Genomic DNA, 16,211 nt, shown 5'->3' on the forward strand with positions numbered 1-16,211 from the left:
TTCGCCACGCGAAAGTAACGGGGATTTTCCTCTCAGTTTTGTAACTGCGCCCACACCTTTTCCAGGCGTTTGACACTCACCGGCTGCGGTGTGCGCAACTCCTGTGCGAAAAGGCTCACCCGCAGCTCTTCCAGTTGCCAGCGGAAATCATCCAGCCGCGCGTCCGCTGCGCCCTTGCGTTCAGCCACCCGGCGCTGCCAGCGCTGCTCCAGCGGCTTGAGCTCGGTCATCAGCTTGGCGTCGCGGGCCGCGTCGGTGCGGAACTTGTCCAGGCGCAAGGTGATGGCCTTGAGGTAGCGCGGGTAATGCTGTAACTGCGACCAGGGCGTCTGCAACACGAAACGCTTGGGCATCAGCCGCTGCAATTGCGCCTGGATGTCCTCGGCCACCTCCTTGGGCGCGGACCGGGTGTCCTTGAGCTTGCGCAGCGCCGCCTGATATTCCAGCAGCACGCTGTAGGCCAGCCGCGCCACTTCCTGGGCGATCAGGTTCAGGCGCGCCCGGCCTTCCTCCAGCCGCGCCTTGAAGCTGAATTCGTCCACCGGCAGCGGGTCGCCCAGGAACGCCCGCTCCAGCGCCACCGCAATGATCTGGTCACGCAGCTCCTCGCTGGTGCCCAGGCTCATGTAGGCCACGGCCATGGACTGCAGGTCGGGGATGTTCTTTTCCAGATACTTCAGCGGCTCCTTCAACTGCAAGGCGATCAGGCGCCGCAGCCCGGCGCGGTGCTTGGCAGCGGCCACGTCCGGCTCGTCGAAGACTTCGATCTCGACATGGGTCGTGCGGTCGATCAGGGCCGGGAAGCCGATCAGGGTCTGCGGACCGCGCTTGATCTCCATGAGCTCCGGCAGTTCGCCGAAGGTCCAGCTGGTGTAGGTCTTGGTGGCTTCGGCGGCCGGCTTGGGCGGCGGCGCGACGGTGGCACGGATGCCGCCAGGGCCGCCCGTGGCCACGGCGTCTGCGCTGCCGGGGGCCTGTGCGGCCTGGCGTTGTGCGCCGCGGCCGGACTGGGGCGCCGTGTCCCGGCCGCCCCCATCACGGCCCTGGCGGCGGTCAGGCCGGTCCTCGCCGCCCGACGATCCCGCGGCTGCGCCGCTGCGCTGCATCCCTGACCGGGCATCCGCTGAATCCCCAGCGGCTCCGTCGTGGGCGCCCGCCGCCTCACCCTTGAGCTTGAGCGCCGCCAGCGCCTGGAAGGCCGACCGGGCTTGTCCGCCCAGTTCCGCCTTGAGCGCGGCCAGGTTGCGCCCCTGCCCCAGTTGGCGCCCGTGCTCGTCCACCACACGGATGTTCATGAACAGGTGCACCGGCACCTGCTCCAGCTTGAAGTCGTTGCGCTGGATGGCCAGCTGCGTCCGCTCCTTCACCGCCTTGAGCAGCACCTCCAGCAGGCTGCCCTGCCCGAACGGCGTCAGCTCCACGAACTCCCGCACGTAATCAGGCAAGGGCGTCAGGCGCGCCCGGGGCTTCTGATGCAGGCTCTTGAGCAGCGCCAGCACCTTGGCCTCCAGCATGCCGGGCACCAGCCATTCCACCCGGTCGTCCTGCACCTGGTTGAGCGCGTAGATGGGCACGGTGACCGTCACGCCGTCGCGCGCATCGCCGGGCTGATGCAGGTAGGTGGCGCTGCAATCCACGCCGCCCAGGCGCACGGTCCGCGGGAAGGCATCGGTGGTGACACCGGCGGCCTCGTGCCGCATCAGCTCTTCCCGGCTGAGATGCAGCAGGCGCGGCTGACCGCGGCTGGCTTCCCGCCACCACTTCTCCAGCGTGGCGCCGGAGCAGACGTCGGCCGGCAGATGCTGGTCGTAGTAGGCGTAGATCAGCTCGTCATCCACCAGCACGTCCTGCCGACGGGACTTGTGTTCCAGCTCCTCGACCTTGGCGATCTGCTTCTGGTTGTGGGCCAGGAAAGGCAGGCGCGTCTCCCACTCCCCATTCACCAGCGCTTCGCGGATGAAGATCTCGCGCGCCGCCACGGGATCGACCCGGCCGAAGTTCACCCGGCGGTTGTTGTAGATCACGATGCCATACAGCGTGGCCCGCTCCAGGGCGATGACCTCGGCGGCTTTTTTCTCCCAGTGCGGTTCCAGCAGCTGGGTCTTGATCAGATGGCCGGCGATGCCGGGCAGCCATTGCGGCTCGATGGCGGCAATGCCCCTGCCGAACAGCCGAGTGGTGTCCACCAGCTCGGCCGCCACGATCCAGCGGCCCGGTTTCTTGCTCAGGTGAGCGCCCGGATGGCGCCAGAACTTGATGCCGCGGGCGCCCAGGTACCAGTCGTCATCGTCCGCCTTGCAGCCGATGTTGCCCAGCAGGCCGGCCAGCATGGACAGGTGGACCTGCTCGTAGGTGGCCGCGGCGCCGTTGAGCCGCCAGCCCATCTCGGCCACGACGGTGTGCAGCTGGGAGTGGATGTCGCGCCATTCGCGCACCCGGCGCGGGCTGACGAAGTTGTCGCGCAGCAGTTGCTCGTGGCGGCGGTTGCTCAGCTTGTGCGTGCGGGGCGCCTGGCCGTTGCCGGGGGCCCCGGCGTGTGGGCTGGCGCCCTCTTCCGGCGCACTGCCGCGCGACTCGCCCAGCCACTTCCAGAGCTTGAGATAGCCCATGAACTCCGAACGCTCGTCGTCGAACTTCTTGTGCTTCTCGTCGGCCTGCTGCTGCTGGTCCATTGGCCGGTCGCGCACGTCCTGGCCGGACAGGGCGCTGGCGATGATCAGCACCTCGGTCAGCGCATCCCGCTTGCGGGCCTCCAGGATCATGCGGCCCACCCGGGGGTCCAGCGGCAGGCGCGAGAGTTCCTCGCCAATTGGCGTCAGCTCGTTGCGCTCATCCACTGCGCCCAGCTCGGCCAGCAGCTGATAGCCGTCCGCCACGGCCTTGCGGGGCGGCGGCTCGATGAACGGGAAGTCCTCCACCTGGCCCAGGTGCAGGGCCTTCATCCGCAGGATCACGCCGGCCAGCGAGCTGCGCAGGATTTCGGGGTCGGTGAAGCGCGGGCGGGACAGGAAGTCCTTCTCGTCATACAGCCGCACGCAGATGCCGTTGCTCACCCGTCCGCAGCGGCCGGCGCGCTGGTTGGCGGCCGCCTGGCTGATCGACTCGATCTGCAGCTGTTCCACCTTGTTGCGGTAGCTGTAGCGCTTGACCCGCGCCAGACCCGGGTCCACCACGTAGCGGATGCCGGGCACCGTCAGCGAGGTTTCCGCCACGTTGGTGGCCAGCACGATGCGCGGCTGGCCGTGCGGCTGGAAGACGCGGTCCTGCTCCTGCTGGGACAGCCGCGCAAACAGCGGCAGCACTTCCACGCCGGGCGGATGATGCTTGCGCAGGGCTTCGGCGGCCTCGCGGATCTCCCGCTCGCCGGGCAGGAAGACCAGCACGTCGCCGGAGCCTTCGCGCCAGAGCTCATCGACCGCCTCGCAGATGGCGTCGCTGAGGTCGTGGTCCTTGGATTCCTCGAATGGGCGGTATCGCTGCTCCACCGGGAAGAGGCGGCCCGACACCATGATGGTCGGCGCCGGCCCCTTGGCCGATGCGAAATGCTGGGCAAAGCGGTCGGCGTCGATGGTGGCCGACGTCACGATGATCTTCAGGTCTGGCCGGCGCGGCAGGATCTCCCGCAAATAGCCCAGCAGGAAGTCGATGTTGAGGCTGCGCTCGTGGGCCTCGTCGATGATCAGCGTGTCATAGGCCTTGAGCAGCGGGTCGGTCTGGGTCTCGGCCAGCAATATGCCGTCGGTCATCAGCTTGACCGAGGCGCCGGGCGAGAGCCGGTCCTGGAAACGGACCTTGTAGCCGACCACCTCGCCGAGGGGGGACTTCAGTTCCTCCGCGATGCGCTTGGCCACGCTGGAGGCGGCGATCCGCCGCGGCTGGGTATGGCCGATCAGGCCGCCGCCATTGCCGCGCCCGCGGCCCATGGCCAGAGCGATCTTGGGCAACTGGGTGGTCTTGCCGGAGCCGGTCTCGCCACAGACGATGACGACCTGGTGCTGCGCCAGCGCCGCCATGATCTCCTCGCGACGGCCGGAAACGGGCAGCGATTCCGGGAACTCGATCGGCGGGATGGGGGTGGCCGGTGCCGGGGCGCGGGAGGACTCGTGGCGGGGCTGGTCGCGGCCATTAGATCCACGATTGGGGCCACCATTGGGCCCACCATTGGGCCCACGATTGGCGCCACGATCGGGACCACGCTCAGGACGACGATCCGCACCGCGGTCGGGACGGCGCTCGCTACGGGGCTCCGTACGGCGATCCGGGTGGCGATCCGGTTGGCGATCCGGTTGGCGATCTTGATGCGGTTCTGTCCGGTTCTCCTGGGCGCTGCTGGGCGCGCTGGCGTCAGAGTCTGCGGGGGAATTCGGCGAGGCCTTGGAGGCGGACACGGAGGATGAATTGTTTTGACTCACGGGGGGCGCATTATCCGCCCCCCGCTCCGGACTGTCGGTGCGCCAGGCCCCGCCGCCCCTGCGCCGCTCAGGACATCCGCGGCGAGTAGGTGATGATGTTGAGCACCGCGCCCTGCGGATCCTGCACGGTGGCCATGCGGCCGACGGTGGGAATGTCGGTCACCGGCATCAGGATCTTGCCGCCCAGTTCCACCGCCTTGGCGGCGGTGGCGTCCACATCCTGCACGGTGACGTAGGTCATCCACTGCGGCGGCATCGGCGCCCCGTCGGGGGTCTTGAACAGGCCGCCGACGGCGGTTTCCGCCACCTTGGCCACGCGGTACAGCTCGCCGCTGGCCCCGCCGGGCATGGGCATCGACTCCAGTTTCCAGCCGAACAGGCTGCCGTAGAACTCGGCCGCCTGGTCCGGGGCGGAGGTCATCAGCTCGGACCAGCTGAACGCGCCGTGGGTCTTGAACACATCCATTGCAGGCTCCCTTGTGTGAAGACTGGATGCTCGCGCGAGGGCCTGCGCACATCAAGTGGCCGTAAACCCGCGCCCCGGGGACAGGGTACGGCACAATTCGCGCTCATGAGCCTGGTCTTCCCCCACACCTTCGTTCCGTGGTTCCGCGCGGTGGCCCCCTATATCCACGCCTACCGCGGCGAGACATTCGTCGTCGGCATGACCGGGGAAATGATTGCCGCCGGCAAGCTCAACAGTTTTGTCCAGGATCTGGCCATCATGCATGCCATGGGCATCAAGATCGTGCTGGTGCATGGCTTTCGCCCGCAGGTGAATGAGCAGTTGGCGGCCAAGGGCCACCCGGCGCTCTACAGCCATGGCATGCGCATCACGGATGCCATCACCCTGGATTGCGCCCAGGAGGCGGCGGGTCAGTTGCGGTTTGAAATCGAGGCCGCTTTCTCGCAGGGCCTGCCCAACACGCCAATGGCCAATTCCACCGTGCGGGTGGTTTCCGGGAATTTCCTGACGGCCCGGCCGGTGGGCATCGTGGACGGGGTGGATTTCAAGCACAGCGGGATTGTCCGGCGCGTGGATGCAGCCGCCATCCAGCGGGCCATTGATATTGGCGCCATCGTGCTGATGTCGCCGTTTGGTTTTTCGCCGACGGGCGACGCCTTCAATCTGATGATGGAAGATGTGGCCACCGCCACCGCCATTGCGCTGCAGGCGGACAAGCTGCTGTTCATGACGGAAGTCGCGGGGGTGCGCGAAAACCCCGAAGACCCGGACAGCAACATCGATACCGAACTGGCCCTGGCCGATGCGAAACGGCTGATGGCCAAGCTGCCGCCGCCCACGCAGCCCACCGATGTCGGCTTCTATCTGCAGTACTGCGTGAAAGCCTGCGAAGCGGGCGTGGAGCGTAGCCACATCCTGCCGTTTGCGGTGGATGGCGCCCTGCTGCAGGAGGTCTATACCCACGATGGTATTGGCACCATGGTGGTGGACGAGAAACTGGAAAGCCTGCGCGAAGCCACCCACGACGATATTGGCAGCCTGATTGCCCTGATCGAGCCGTTTGAGCGGGACGGCACGCTGGTCAAACGGGACCGCAGCGAAATCGAACGGGATGTCGAGGCCTATACCGTCATCGAGCACGATGGCGTGATCTTCGGCTGCGCCGCGCTGTATCCGTATCAGGAAGCGCGCACCGCGGAAATGGCGGCACTGACCGTCTCCAGCGCCGTGCAGGGCCAGGGCGATGGGGAGCGGCTGCTCAAGCGCATCGAGCAGCGTGCACGTGCCATGGGGCTGACCAGCATTTTTGTGCTGACCACCCGCACCATGCACTGGTTCATCAAACGAGGCTTCCAGCCGGTGGATCCAAACTGGCTGCCGGAAGAGCGCAAGCGCAAGTACAACTGGGACCGCCGCTCCCAGGTGCTGGTCAAGAAACTGGCCTGACCGCCGGTTGAACATTTGTTTCATTCGGTCGCGACTGATTTTCGCGACTGTCCCCACACTCTTTGAGCATCGAGGTTGATATGGCTCGTACCGTCCAATGCGTTTATCTGAAGAAGGAAGCCGAGGGCATGGACTTCCCGGTCTACCCTGGCGAACTGGGCAAGCGCATCTATGAAAATGTATCCAAGGAAGCCTGGGCGGCCTGGATGAAGCACCAGACCATGCTGGTCAACGAAAACCGCCTGAATCTGGCGGACCAGCGCGCCCGCCAATACCTGGCCCGTCAGATGGAGCAGTTCTTCTTTGGCGGCGGCGCGGAACAGCCGGCGGGATATGTGCCGCCCACCGCCGGTTAAGCCTGACTTTGACAGGTAGGTCGCCCCTCATTCGTTGTCAAATTTGCGTCCGTTGGCAATTACCCTCTTGCAGAGTTATAGATATCGCTGCATATAATGGCACATGCCCTATTTCGGGCCTTGGCTGTTGAACCTTGTGAGGAATTGCATAAATGGCATCGCTCAAAGACCTGTTGGCCCAACGGGCCGCTCTTGAACAGCAAATCGCGGAAACCCAGGAGCGTGAACGCGCTGACGCGATCGCCAAAGTGAAGTCGCTGATGTCCGAATATGGACTGAATGTGGCGGATCTGACGGCACGCAGCACCAAGACGGCTGGCGCGAAGGCTTCGAAGGTTGCCGCCAAGTACCGCAACCAGGCGACTGGCGAAAGCTGGAGCGGCCGCGGCCTGCAGCCCAAGTGGCTGAAGGCGGCGATTGCCAACGGCGCCAAGCTGGAAGATTTCGCCCTGTAATCCCCCGCTGCTGCCCGCAGCAAAAACAAAAAGCCATCAGTCCCTGATGGCTTTTTTTATTCCCGCAACCCATCCCCCTCACGCCCCCCACCCCCACCTCGCCAAAAAAATAGAGGGCGGCCACTCCCCTTCCCCCACCGCGCCAGTCTCCCTGCCGCCCGCCCCCAGCGAAGACCGGAGATCCGGCTTTGCCGGGCTCCGTCTTGCCCCCTGGGGGGCGCGCGCAGCGCGTAGGGGGGGGGCCTAATCCACCGGGCTCCGTCTTGCCCCCTGGGGGGCGCGCGCAGCGCGTGGGGGGGTGCTAATCCACCGGGGACGTAGAATCCAGGGGTGATCCCGCCTGGCTTTATTCAAGATCTTCTTTCTCGTGTCGACATCGTGGAGGTCGTATCCCGCCACGTCGATCTGAAAAAAGCGGGCATCAATCACAAGGGCCTGTGCCCCTTCCACGGCGAAAAGTCCCCCAGCTTCATCGTCAGCCCCTCCCGCCAGACCTACCACTGCTTCGGCTGCGGCGTGCACGGCAATGCCGTCGGCTTCCTGATGGAGCACCTGGGCATCGGTTTCGTGGACGCCGTCCGCGACCTGGCCCAGCAAGCCGGCATGCAGGTCCCCGAAGACGACCGCAGCCCGGCAGACCGGGAGCGTGAGAAGCAGGTCAAGCAGCGCCAGGCCACCCTCACCGAAGTGCTGGCCAAAGCCGGCCAGCACTACCGCCAGCAGCTCAAAACCAGCCCCCGCGCCATCGATTACCTCAAGGGCCGCGGCCTGACCGGCCAGATCGCCGCGCAGTTTGGCCTGGGCTACAGCCCGGAAGGCTGGCGCACGCTCGCCAGCGCCTTCCCCGCCTATGACGACCCGCTGCTGGTGGAAACGGGCCTGGTCATCCTGCAGGACGACCCTGGCAAGAGCGAAGCGGAACAGCGCCGCTACGACCGCTTTCGCGACCGGATCATGTTCCCCATCCGCAACGTCCAGGGCGACGTCATCGGCTTTGGGGGTCGGGTGCTGGACAAAGGCGAGCCCAAATACCTGAATTCCCCGGAAACCCCGGTCTTCAGCAAAGGCAAGGAGCTGTACGGCCTGTACGAGGCCCGTCCGGACATGCGCCGCCGCGGCTACGCGCTGGTCGTGGAAGGCTACATGGACGTGGTGGCGCTGGCGCAGAGCGGTTTTGGCAATGCGGTGGCGACGCTGGGCACCGCCTGCACCCAGGACCATGTGCAAAAGCTCTTTCGCTTCACCGAATCGGTGGTGTTCAGCTTCGACGGCGACGCCGCCGGTCGGCGCGCAGCCGCCCGCGCCATGGAGGCTGCCCTGCCCCACGCGACCGAGACGCGCAGCATCAAGTTCCTGTTTCTCCCGGCCGAGCACGACCCCGATTCCTATGTGCGGGAACTGGGGCCGGAGGCTTTCGAGCGCTGCGTCGAGCAGGCCATTCCACTGTCTCGCCAGTTGATGGACAGCGCCGCTGAAGGCTGCGATCTGGGCAGCCCCGAAGGCCGTGCCCGCATGCTGACCAATGCCCGGCCGCTGTGGTTCGCCCTGCCCGACGGCCTGCTCAAGCGCCAGTTGCTCGGTGAACTGGCCCGCCGCGCCCAATTGCCGGACCAGGAACTGCTGGGCCTGTGGCAGGCCACCGCCCCGCGCCCACGCGGTGAGCGCAATGAGCGTCATGCCGACCCCCACACCGCCAACGGCCGCCCGATGCGGGCGACCCCGCACGCGGACAGCGCCGATCCAGGCCATCACTTCCCCGATATTCCGGCTTCGGCCTATGGCGACGACGGTGAGTTCCATGGGGAACTGCACGACGTCGCCCCGCCGGCCGATGCCTACGGCGCGGGTGCCGCCCCCGGCTGGCCTTCGCAGCCGCAGGGCGGAGGGTACTCGTCCGGTCCCGCTGGCTCCGGCGCAGGCGGTGCAGGGGGTGGCTATGGCCAATACGGCGGCGGCAGCGGCCCCGGCGGTTCCGGTCAAGGCGGCGGTTTCAAGGGCAAGGGCGATTTCAAGGGCAAATTCGGAGGCAAGGGCGGCAAATGGGGCGACTGGAAACGTCGCGACCAGGACCCCACCATCGGCATGCCCCGCAAGGCCCCTCCGGCCCCGATGGACCATGCCGTGCGCATGCTGCTGCTGCACGGCGAGCTCTGGCAGGTGCTGAGCGAGCAGGACCTGCAGCTGCTGCACGAACTGCCGGCCGAACACGGTCAACTCATCGCCTGGCTGGAGCGCTTCATGATGGATCACGGCCCCAGCCCATGGGCCGTGCTGCAGGTCGCGCTGGTGGAAGCAGATCAACTGGAGCTGGCCCAGCGCGTGTGCGGCGGCCCGCTCACCGCCCCTCCCCCTGACGAAGCCGTCCACGACGAATTCCGGCATGTGATGCGCAAACTCTGGATTGTTCGCCTGGAGCAGGAAGCGTCCCAAATTGCCGTCAGCAAATCCCCCGACATTGGCAAATTGAAGTTGATCCGCCACCAAATTGAGGAATTGAAGGCCGTTTAACCCCCGAATTTTGACCATTGCCCAAATCTGGTGGATAATCCAGCGCTTTCGCGCGTCAAGAGTGACGGCAGCACCAACCGGTCCCCGGCCCCCCACTGACCCTGGGCAATGAAAAAGTGGCCAACCTTCACCGCCTGGACTGCAACTCCAAACGATCACGCTAGCCTTCACGCGCAACCTTGAGCTGGTGGGAACACCCCCCACATAAGGCTCAAGGCAGAGATCGAGCCGCCTGGGCTCGTCGCACCGCTGACCCAGCGGTTGCCGGCGACCCAGGTGGCCGTTTGCGTTGCACGCCCCCAAAGAATTCCCGAATCACTCGCCGACCCGAGGAACTGCATGACCGCCAAAAAGACCGCTTCCAAGGCTGCCGCCGCAGAGACTGAAGAGATCAAGAAGCCTGCGAAGGCTGCCGCCAAAACCACCAAGGCGGCTGCCGCCACGGACGAGGCCAAGCCCAAGCGCGGCCGCAAGCCTAAGGCGGAGACCGAGTCCAAGAAGACCGGCAAGGCCAAGGTGGAAGAGGAAGAAGAAGACTTTGGCGATGTGGACGCCGACATCGAGGCCGATGCCGAAGCGGATGTCGACGCGGACGCGGAAGTCGAAGAGGCCGCCGGCGAGGACAAGCCCAAGGCCAAGCCGCTGCGCATGAAGGTCAGCCGCGCCAAGGAGCGCGCGCTGATGCGTGAATTCGGTCTGGACGAAACCGCCCTGACCGAAGAGGAAGTGGCCAAGCGTCGTCAGGAGCTGAAGACGCTGATCAAGATGGGCAAGACCCGGGGTTTCCTGACCCATCAGGAAATCAACGACCACCTGCCTGAAAAGCTGATCAACGAGGAAATCCTCGAGGCGATCGTGTCCATGTTGAACGACATGGGCATTGCGGTGTACGAGCAGGCGCCGGACGCCGCCACGCTGCTGATCCAGGGCAGCACCTCGCCCACCGCCACCGAAGAAGAAGCCGAAGAAGCCGCCGAAGCCGCGCTCTCGACGGTGGACTCCGAATTCGGCCGCACCACCGACCCGGTCCGCATGTACATGCGCGAAATGGGCACGGTGGAACTGCTGACCCGGGAAGGCGAAATCGAAATTGCCAAGCGCATCGAAGGTGGCCTGCAGGCCATGATGCTGGCGATTTCCGCCTCCCCCACCACCATTGCTGAAATCCTGGCCATGGCGGCCAAGATCCGCGCCGGTGAAATGCAGATTTCCGAAGCCGTGGACGGTTTCGTCTCCGACGACGAAGCCGACGACTACGTGGCCGAGGAAGACTTCGACGAATTCGACGAAGAAGACGACGATGACGGCGCCGGTGGTTCCAAGGCCCTGACCAAGAAGCTGGAAGAGCTGAAGAATGCCGCGCTGGTGAAGCTCGATTCGCTGGCCGTCAACTTCGACAAGATGCGCAAGGCCTTCGAGAAGGACGGCTACAAGTCGGCCAACTACAACAAGGCCCAGGCGGCCATCAGCAGCGAGCTGATGACCATCCGCTTCACCGTCAAGACCATCGAGAAGCTGTGCGACATCCTGCGCTCGCAGGTGGACGACGTGCGCCGTTATGAACGCGAGATCCGCAAGATCGTCGTGGACAAGTGCGGCATGCCGCAGGAACACTTCATCAAGGTGTTCCCGCCCAACGTGCTGAACCTGCAGTGGGCCGAGAAGGAAGTCGCCTCGGGCAAGAACTACAGCAACGTGATGTCGCGCAATCTGCCCGCCATCCAGGAGCTGCAGCAGAAGCTGATCGACGTGCAGGCGAAGGCCGTGGTGCCGCTGGACGATCTCAAGGAGATCAACAAGCGGATGAACGAAGGCGAAAAGGCCTCCCGCGATGCGAAGAAGGAAATGATCGAGGCCAACCTGCGCCTGGTCATCTCCATCGCCAAGAAGTACACCAACCGCGGTCTGCAGTTCCTGGACCTGATCCAGGAAGGCAACATCGGCCTGATGAAGGCGGTGGACAAGTTCGAATACCGCCGCGGCTACAAGTTCTCGACCTACGCCACCTGGTGGATCCGTCAGGCCATCACCCGCTCGATTGCGGACCAGGCCCGCACCATCCGCATTCCGGTTCACATGATCGAAACGATCAACAAGATGAACCGCATCTCGCGGCAGCACCTGCAGGAGTTCGGCTTCGAGCCGGATGCTCCGACGCTGGCCGAGAAGATGGAGATGCCGGAGGACAAGATCCGCAAGATCATGAAGATCGCCAAAGAGCCGATCTCCATGGAAACGCCGATCGGGGACGACGACGACAGCCATCTGGGCGACTTCATTGAGGACACCAACAACACCGCGCCGATCGAAGCCGCCATGCAGGCCGGCCTGCGCGAGGTGGTGAAGGACATCCTGGACAGCCTGACCCCGCGCGAAGCCAAGGTGCTGCGCATGCGCTTCGGCATCGAAATGAGCACGGACCACACGCTGGAAGAAGTCGGCAAGCAGTTCGACGTCACCCGCGAACGGATCCGCCAGATCGAAGCCAAGGCCATCCGCAAGCTCAAGCACCCCAGCCGCTCGGACAAGCTGCGTACCTATCTGGACAACCTCTGATCCTCACCGCTCCGTCAGGAGCGCTGACCTGCACCGGGGCCGCACATCGTGCGGCCCTTTTTCTTGGGCCGGCGGCCGCTGCCAGGCCGCGCCACGCCTCATTCCGGGCTTCCCTCCCCTCCACTTTTGGGGGACAGTCGACCGCACACCGCACTCGCATGCGGGACAGGTGTGGCATCCCGGACAACTGGCCCCCAAGGCAAGGGCTATTCACGAGTCAGAGGGGTCTGGGCGACCGCTACACTGAGACATTCGTCACACGAATAAGTCAACAATGACCCAGATACGCGAGCGCACCGTCCTGTTTGCCGATTTGCGCGGCAGCACGGCGCTGTTCGAGACGCTGGGGAATGCCGAAGCCACCGGTCTGGTCACTCAGACGGTGGGCCTGCTGGCCCAGGCGGTGGGGGAATGCCGCGGTCACCTGATCAAGACCCTGGGCGACGGCCTGATGGCGGCCTTCGACAATCCCAAGGACGGCATCAAATCCGCCATGCGGATGCAGGAACTGCTGATCAAGTCCGCCCACCGCATCGAGCGGCTGCGCAACATGCATCTTCAGATCGCGCTGGCCCGCGGCGAGGTGGTGGAGATCCACGGGGACTGCTTCGGGGATGCGGTCAACGTGGCCGCCCGGCTGCTGGACCATGCCGGCGACGGCGAAACCGTGGTCACCGCGGAAGTGGTGCATGGCCTGTCCACCACCCAGAAGGCGCGCTTTCGCAGCCTGGACCAGATCAGCGTCCGCGGCCGCGTGGAACCGGTGCATGTGTATGTGCTGGACCAGGGCCAGGGCGATGCCGGCGCCACGCAGTTCGGCGAGGTCATCCGCGCCGCCGCCCCGGACGGCATCCGGCTGGTGTGGCAGGACCTGGACCGTGTGTTCGACATCGAACAGATGCCCATCGTGCTGGGCCGCAGCACCCAGGCCACCTACTGCATCACCGACGTGCGGGTGTCCCGCTCCCATGCCCGCATCGACTGGCAGGGCAGCAGCTTCAGCCTGACCGACCTGAGCTACAACGGCACCTTCGTGCGCTTTGGCCATGGCGGCCAGACGCTGAGCCTGCGGCGCGGCGCCTGCACCCTGCACGGCGCCGGTGCGATCGGACTGGGCGGCCCGCCCTCCGACACCCTGGCGCCGACGGTGCGCTTCGAGGTGCTGCACCATGCCGAGACCGATCGATCGCCGCTGGTGATGCGGCGCGGTGTCTGAGGCCCCCTCCCCCTGCGGTTTTCACGCCGTGACGCGCCAGCGCCACGCCGCCTCGCTAACATCGCCGTCTTGCCCGGTGCCATCCTGCCCGGGCCACCGAGGTCCCTGTTTTCCATGAGCTACCAGCCTGAACCCGCTTTCGACCACGGCAGCCCTGCCCGCACCGGCCTTCTGCTGTGCAACCTGGGCACGCCGGAGGCCCCCACGCCGGCCGCCACCCGGCGCTACCTGGCGCAGTTCCTGTCCGATCCGCGGGTCATCGAGATTCCCAAGCTGGCCTGGTGGCCCATCCTGCACGGCATCATCCTGCGCACCCGACCGGCCGCCTCGGCCAAGAAATACGCCAGCATCTGGATGAAGGAGGGGTCGCCGCTGATGGTCTGGACCCAGCGCCAGGCGACCCTGCTGCAGGGCTACCTGGGCGAGCGTGGGCATCAGCTGATCGTGCGTCATGCGATGCGCTATGGCCAGCCGTCGATCGCCAGCCAGCTCGATGCGCTGCGGGCCGCCGGCGCGACCCGCATCCTGGTGCTGCCGGCCTATCCGCAGTATTGCGCCGCCACCACGGCCAGTGTGGTGGACGATGTGGCGCGCTGGACCCTCACCCACCGCCACCTGCCGGAGCTGCGCTTCGTCAATCGCTATCACGACCATCCGGCCTACATTGCCGCGCTGGCTGACAGCGTGCGCCAGCACTGGCAACGGGAAGGCCGCGCCGACATGCTGGTGATGAGCTTCCACGGCATGCCGGCCCGCTCGCTCACCCTGGGCGATCCCTATCACTGCGAATGCCTGAAGACCGGCCGCCTGCTGGCCGAGGCGCTGAGCCTGTCGCCCGCGCAGTACAAGGTCACCTTCCAGAGCCGCTTCGGCAAGGCCCGCTGGCTGGAGCCCTATACCGAGCCGACGCTGCGCAGCCTCGCCGGCAACGGCCTGAAGTCGGTGGACCTGATCTGCCCGGGTTTTGCGGCCGACTGCATCGAGACGCTGGAAGAAATCGACATGGAAGCCCGCGAGGCCTTCCTGCACAGCGGCGGCCAGCGCTTCAGCTACATCCCCTGCCTGAATGACAGCCCGGGCCACATTCGCGCCCTGACCGCCGTGGTGGAGCAGCATCTGCAGGGCTGGCCGACGCAGGCCGCGCCCGACACCGCCGCGCTGGCGCGCCAGCGCGACGCTGCGCTCATGCTGGGCGCGTCGCGCTAAGGCTCTAGCTAATGGCCTGGCGGCCGCGCCACCACTTCCACAGGCGCGGCATCACCAGCACCAGCACCACCACGCCCAGCAGTCCGGCCGACAGCGGGCGCTGCAGGAAGACCCGCCAGTCACCGCCGCCGATGGAGATGCCGTTGCGCAGATGCGCCTCGGCCAGCGGGCCCAGGATCATACCCACCACCACCGGCGCGGTGGGGAAGTCAAAGCGCCGCATCACCACGCCCAGCAGGCCGATGGCCAGCATCACATAGAGGTCGAAGGCGCTCTGGCGCATGCCGTAGACGCCCACGGTGGCGAAGATCAGGATGCCGGCATACAGCGGCGCCTTGGGGATCTTGAGCAGCTTGACCCACAGCCCCACGAGCGGCAGGTTCAGCACCAGCAGCATCACATTGCCGATGTAGAGCGAGGCGATCAGGGCCCAGACCAAGGCGGACGACGTCTGGAACAGCTGCGGCCCGGCCTGGATGCCGTAGTTCTGCAGGGCGGACAGCAGGATGGCGGCCGTCACCGACGTCGGAATGCCCAGCGTCAGCAGCGGCACCAGGGTGCCGGTCACGGCGGCATTGTTGGCCGCCTCCGGGCCGGCCACGCCTTCAATCGCGCCCACGGTGCCGAATTCCTCCTGGTGCTTGGAGAGCTTGCGCTCGGTGGCATAACTCAGGAAGGTCGGGATCTCCGTGCCGCCGGCCGGGATCACCCCGAACGGGAAGCCCAGCGCCGTGCCACGCAGCCAGGCGGGCAGCGACCGCCGCCATTCCCCGCGGGACATGTGCACCCGGCCCATGGTGTTCAGCTGCAGGGCGCTGCGGCCTTCGTACAAGGCCACATACAGCGTCTCCCCGACGGCGAACAGGCCCACCGCCACCAGCACCGTCTCGATGCCGTCCATGAATTCGGGAACCCCGGCGGTGTAGCGCACCTGGCCGGTGATCTGGTCCAGGCCGATCAGGCCCATGGCCAGGCCAATGAACAGCGACGTCATGCCGCGCAGCGTGCTCTGGCCCAGCACCGCGCTCACCGTGGTGAAGGCCAGCAGCATCAGGCAGAAGTATTCCGGCGGGCCCAGGGTGACGGCGAAGTCGGCCAGCACCGGGGCAAACAGCGTCACCAGCACGGTGGCAATGGTGCCGGCGACGAACGAGCCGATGGCCGCCGTGGCCAGAGCGGCACCGGCACGCCCGCTGCGGGCCATCTTGAAGCCCTCCAGCGCGGTCACCATGGTGCCGGTCTCCCCCGGCGTATTGAGCAGGATGGAGGTGGTGGAGCCGCCGTACATCGCGCCGTAATAGATGCCGGCGAAGAAGATCATCGAGGCGGTCGGGTCCACCTGCGCGGTGATGGGCAGCAGCATCGCCACCGTCACCGCCGGTCCCAGGCCGGGCAGCACGCCGATGGCGGTGCCCAGCGCACAGCCCACGAAGGCCCACATCAGGTTGACGGGGGTCGCGGCGGTGGCGAAGCCCCCCAGGAGCTGCGTCCAGAGCTCATTCATGGTGTTGTCCTCTCCCAGTTCGGGCGCACCGGCCGGGTCGGTCCCGGTGCGACCCATCGATGGCTGGACCGGGCGATTGGTGGCCC

Annotated in this window: 10 protein-coding genes; 7 read left to right on the top strand and 3 right to left on the bottom strand. The window is 66.1% G+C overall.

Translation table 11 applies throughout. The features are described from left to right. Positions 1–32 precede the first annotated feature (32 nt). Both hrpA and DES44_RS22485 read right to left on the bottom strand, forming a co-directional pair. Entirely contained in the window at positions 33–4,013 is a 3,981-nt protein-coding gene (gene hrpA, locus DES44_RS22480; RefSeq protein ID WP_058934419.1) for an ATP-dependent RNA helicase HrpA, read from the bottom strand. A gap of 466 nt (positions 4,014–4,479) precedes the next feature. Beyond that, positions 4,480–4,878: a VOC family protein gene (locus DES44_RS22485; protein ID WP_058934417.1), complete on the bottom strand. Its 399-nt coding sequence runs from the start codon at positions 4,876–4,878 to the stop codon at positions 4,480–4,482. Positions 4,879–4,983: 105 nt separating this feature from the next. Between DES44_RS22485 and argA the strand changes: the two genes are divergently transcribed. The 7 genes from argA (at position 4,984) to hemH (ending at position 14,621) form a co-directional block, all read left to right on the top strand. After that, positions 4,984–6,324 carry an amino-acid N-acetyltransferase gene (gene argA, locus DES44_RS22490; RefSeq protein ID WP_058934416.1) on the top strand — a complete coding sequence of 447 codons (1,341 nt, stop codon included), beginning with the start codon at positions 4,984–4,986 and terminating at the stop codon, positions 6,322–6,324. 80 nt (positions 6,325–6,404) lie between these two features. Beyond that, positions 6,405–6,680, top strand: coding sequence for an oxidative damage protection protein (locus DES44_RS22495; protein ID WP_058934415.1), 276 nt, complete (start codon positions 6,405–6,407; stop codon positions 6,678–6,680). A 152-nt stretch (positions 6,681–6,832) separates the two neighbouring features. Further along, positions 6,833–7,135: an H-NS histone family protein gene (locus DES44_RS22500; RefSeq protein ID WP_058934414.1), complete on the top strand. Its 303-nt coding sequence runs from the start codon at positions 6,833–6,835 to the stop codon at positions 7,133–7,135. Positions 7,136–7,465: 330 nt separating this feature from the next. Next, the gene (gene dnaG, locus DES44_RS22505) at positions 7,466–9,643 is read left to right on the top strand and encodes a DNA primase (RefSeq protein WP_058934413.1); all 2,178 of its coding nucleotides are present in this window, start codon (positions 7,466–7,468) and stop codon (positions 9,641–9,643) included. Positions 9,644–9,982: 339 nt separating this feature from the next. Next, positions 9,983–12,199 carry an RNA polymerase sigma factor RpoD gene (gene rpoD / locus DES44_RS22510; protein WP_058934412.1) on the top strand — a complete coding sequence of 739 codons (2,217 nt, stop codon included), beginning with the start codon at positions 9,983–9,985 and terminating at the stop codon, positions 12,197–12,199. A gap of 274 nt (positions 12,200–12,473) precedes the next feature. Further along, positions 12,474–13,415, top strand: a complete 942-nt coding sequence (locus tag DES44_RS22515; protein ID WP_058934411.1) for an adenylate/guanylate cyclase domain-containing protein — start codon at positions 12,474–12,476, stop codon at positions 13,413–13,415. A gap of 114 nt (positions 13,416–13,529) precedes the next feature. Beyond that, positions 13,530–14,621: a ferrochelatase gene (hemH, locus tag DES44_RS22520; protein ID WP_058934410.1), complete on the top strand. Its 1,092-nt coding sequence runs from the start codon at positions 13,530–13,532 to the stop codon at positions 14,619–14,621. 4 nt (positions 14,622–14,625) lie between these two features. Here hemH and DES44_RS22525 read toward each other — a convergent pair whose 3' ends face one another. Beyond that, the gene (locus DES44_RS22525; protein WP_058937282.1) at positions 14,626–16,125 is read right to left on the bottom strand and encodes a tripartite tricarboxylate transporter permease; all 1,500 of its coding nucleotides are present in this window, start codon (positions 16,123–16,125) and stop codon (positions 14,626–14,628) included. Positions 16,126–16,211 lie beyond the last annotated feature (86 nt).

The sequence above is a fragment of the Roseateles depolymerans genome (assembly GCF_003387155.1).
GTDB classification, from domain to species: Bacteria; Pseudomonadota; Gammaproteobacteria; order Burkholderiales; family Burkholderiaceae_C; genus Roseateles; species Roseateles depolymerans.

What these genes read in the sequence shown, in the direction of transcription:
- hrpA (WP_058934419.1), bottom strand. Translation starts at nt 4,013, where the DNA reads ATGGCGGCGCTGGCGCAGCACCAGGTCGTCATCGTCTGTGGCGAGACC.
- DES44_RS22485 (WP_058934417.1), bottom strand. Translation starts at nt 4,878, where the DNA reads ATGGATGTGTTCAAGACCCACGGCGCGTTCAGCTGGTCCGAGCTGATG.
- argA (WP_058934416.1), top strand. Translation starts at nt 4,984, where the DNA reads ATGAGCCTGGTCTTCCCCCACACCTTCGTTCCGTGGTTCCGCGCGGTG.
- DES44_RS22495 (WP_058934415.1), top strand. Translation starts at nt 6,405, where the DNA reads ATGGCTCGTACCGTCCAATGCGTTTATCTGAAGAAGGAAGCCGAGGGC.
- DES44_RS22500 (WP_058934414.1), top strand. Translation starts at nt 6,833, where the DNA reads ATGGCATCGCTCAAAGACCTGTTGGCCCAACGGGCCGCTCTTGAACAG.
- rpoD (WP_058934412.1), top strand. Translation starts at nt 9,983, where the DNA reads ATGACCGCCAAAAAGACCGCTTCCAAGGCTGCCGCCGCAGAGACTGAA.
- DES44_RS22515 (WP_058934411.1), top strand. Translation starts at nt 12,474, where the DNA reads ATGACCCAGATACGCGAGCGCACCGTCCTGTTTGCCGATTTGCGCGGC.
- hemH (WP_058934410.1), top strand. Translation starts at nt 13,530, where the DNA reads ATGAGCTACCAGCCTGAACCCGCTTTCGACCACGGCAGCCCTGCCCGC.
- DES44_RS22525 (WP_058937282.1), bottom strand. Translation starts at nt 16,125, where the DNA reads ATGAATGAGCTCTGGACGCAGCTCCTGGGGGGCTTCGCCACCGCCGCG.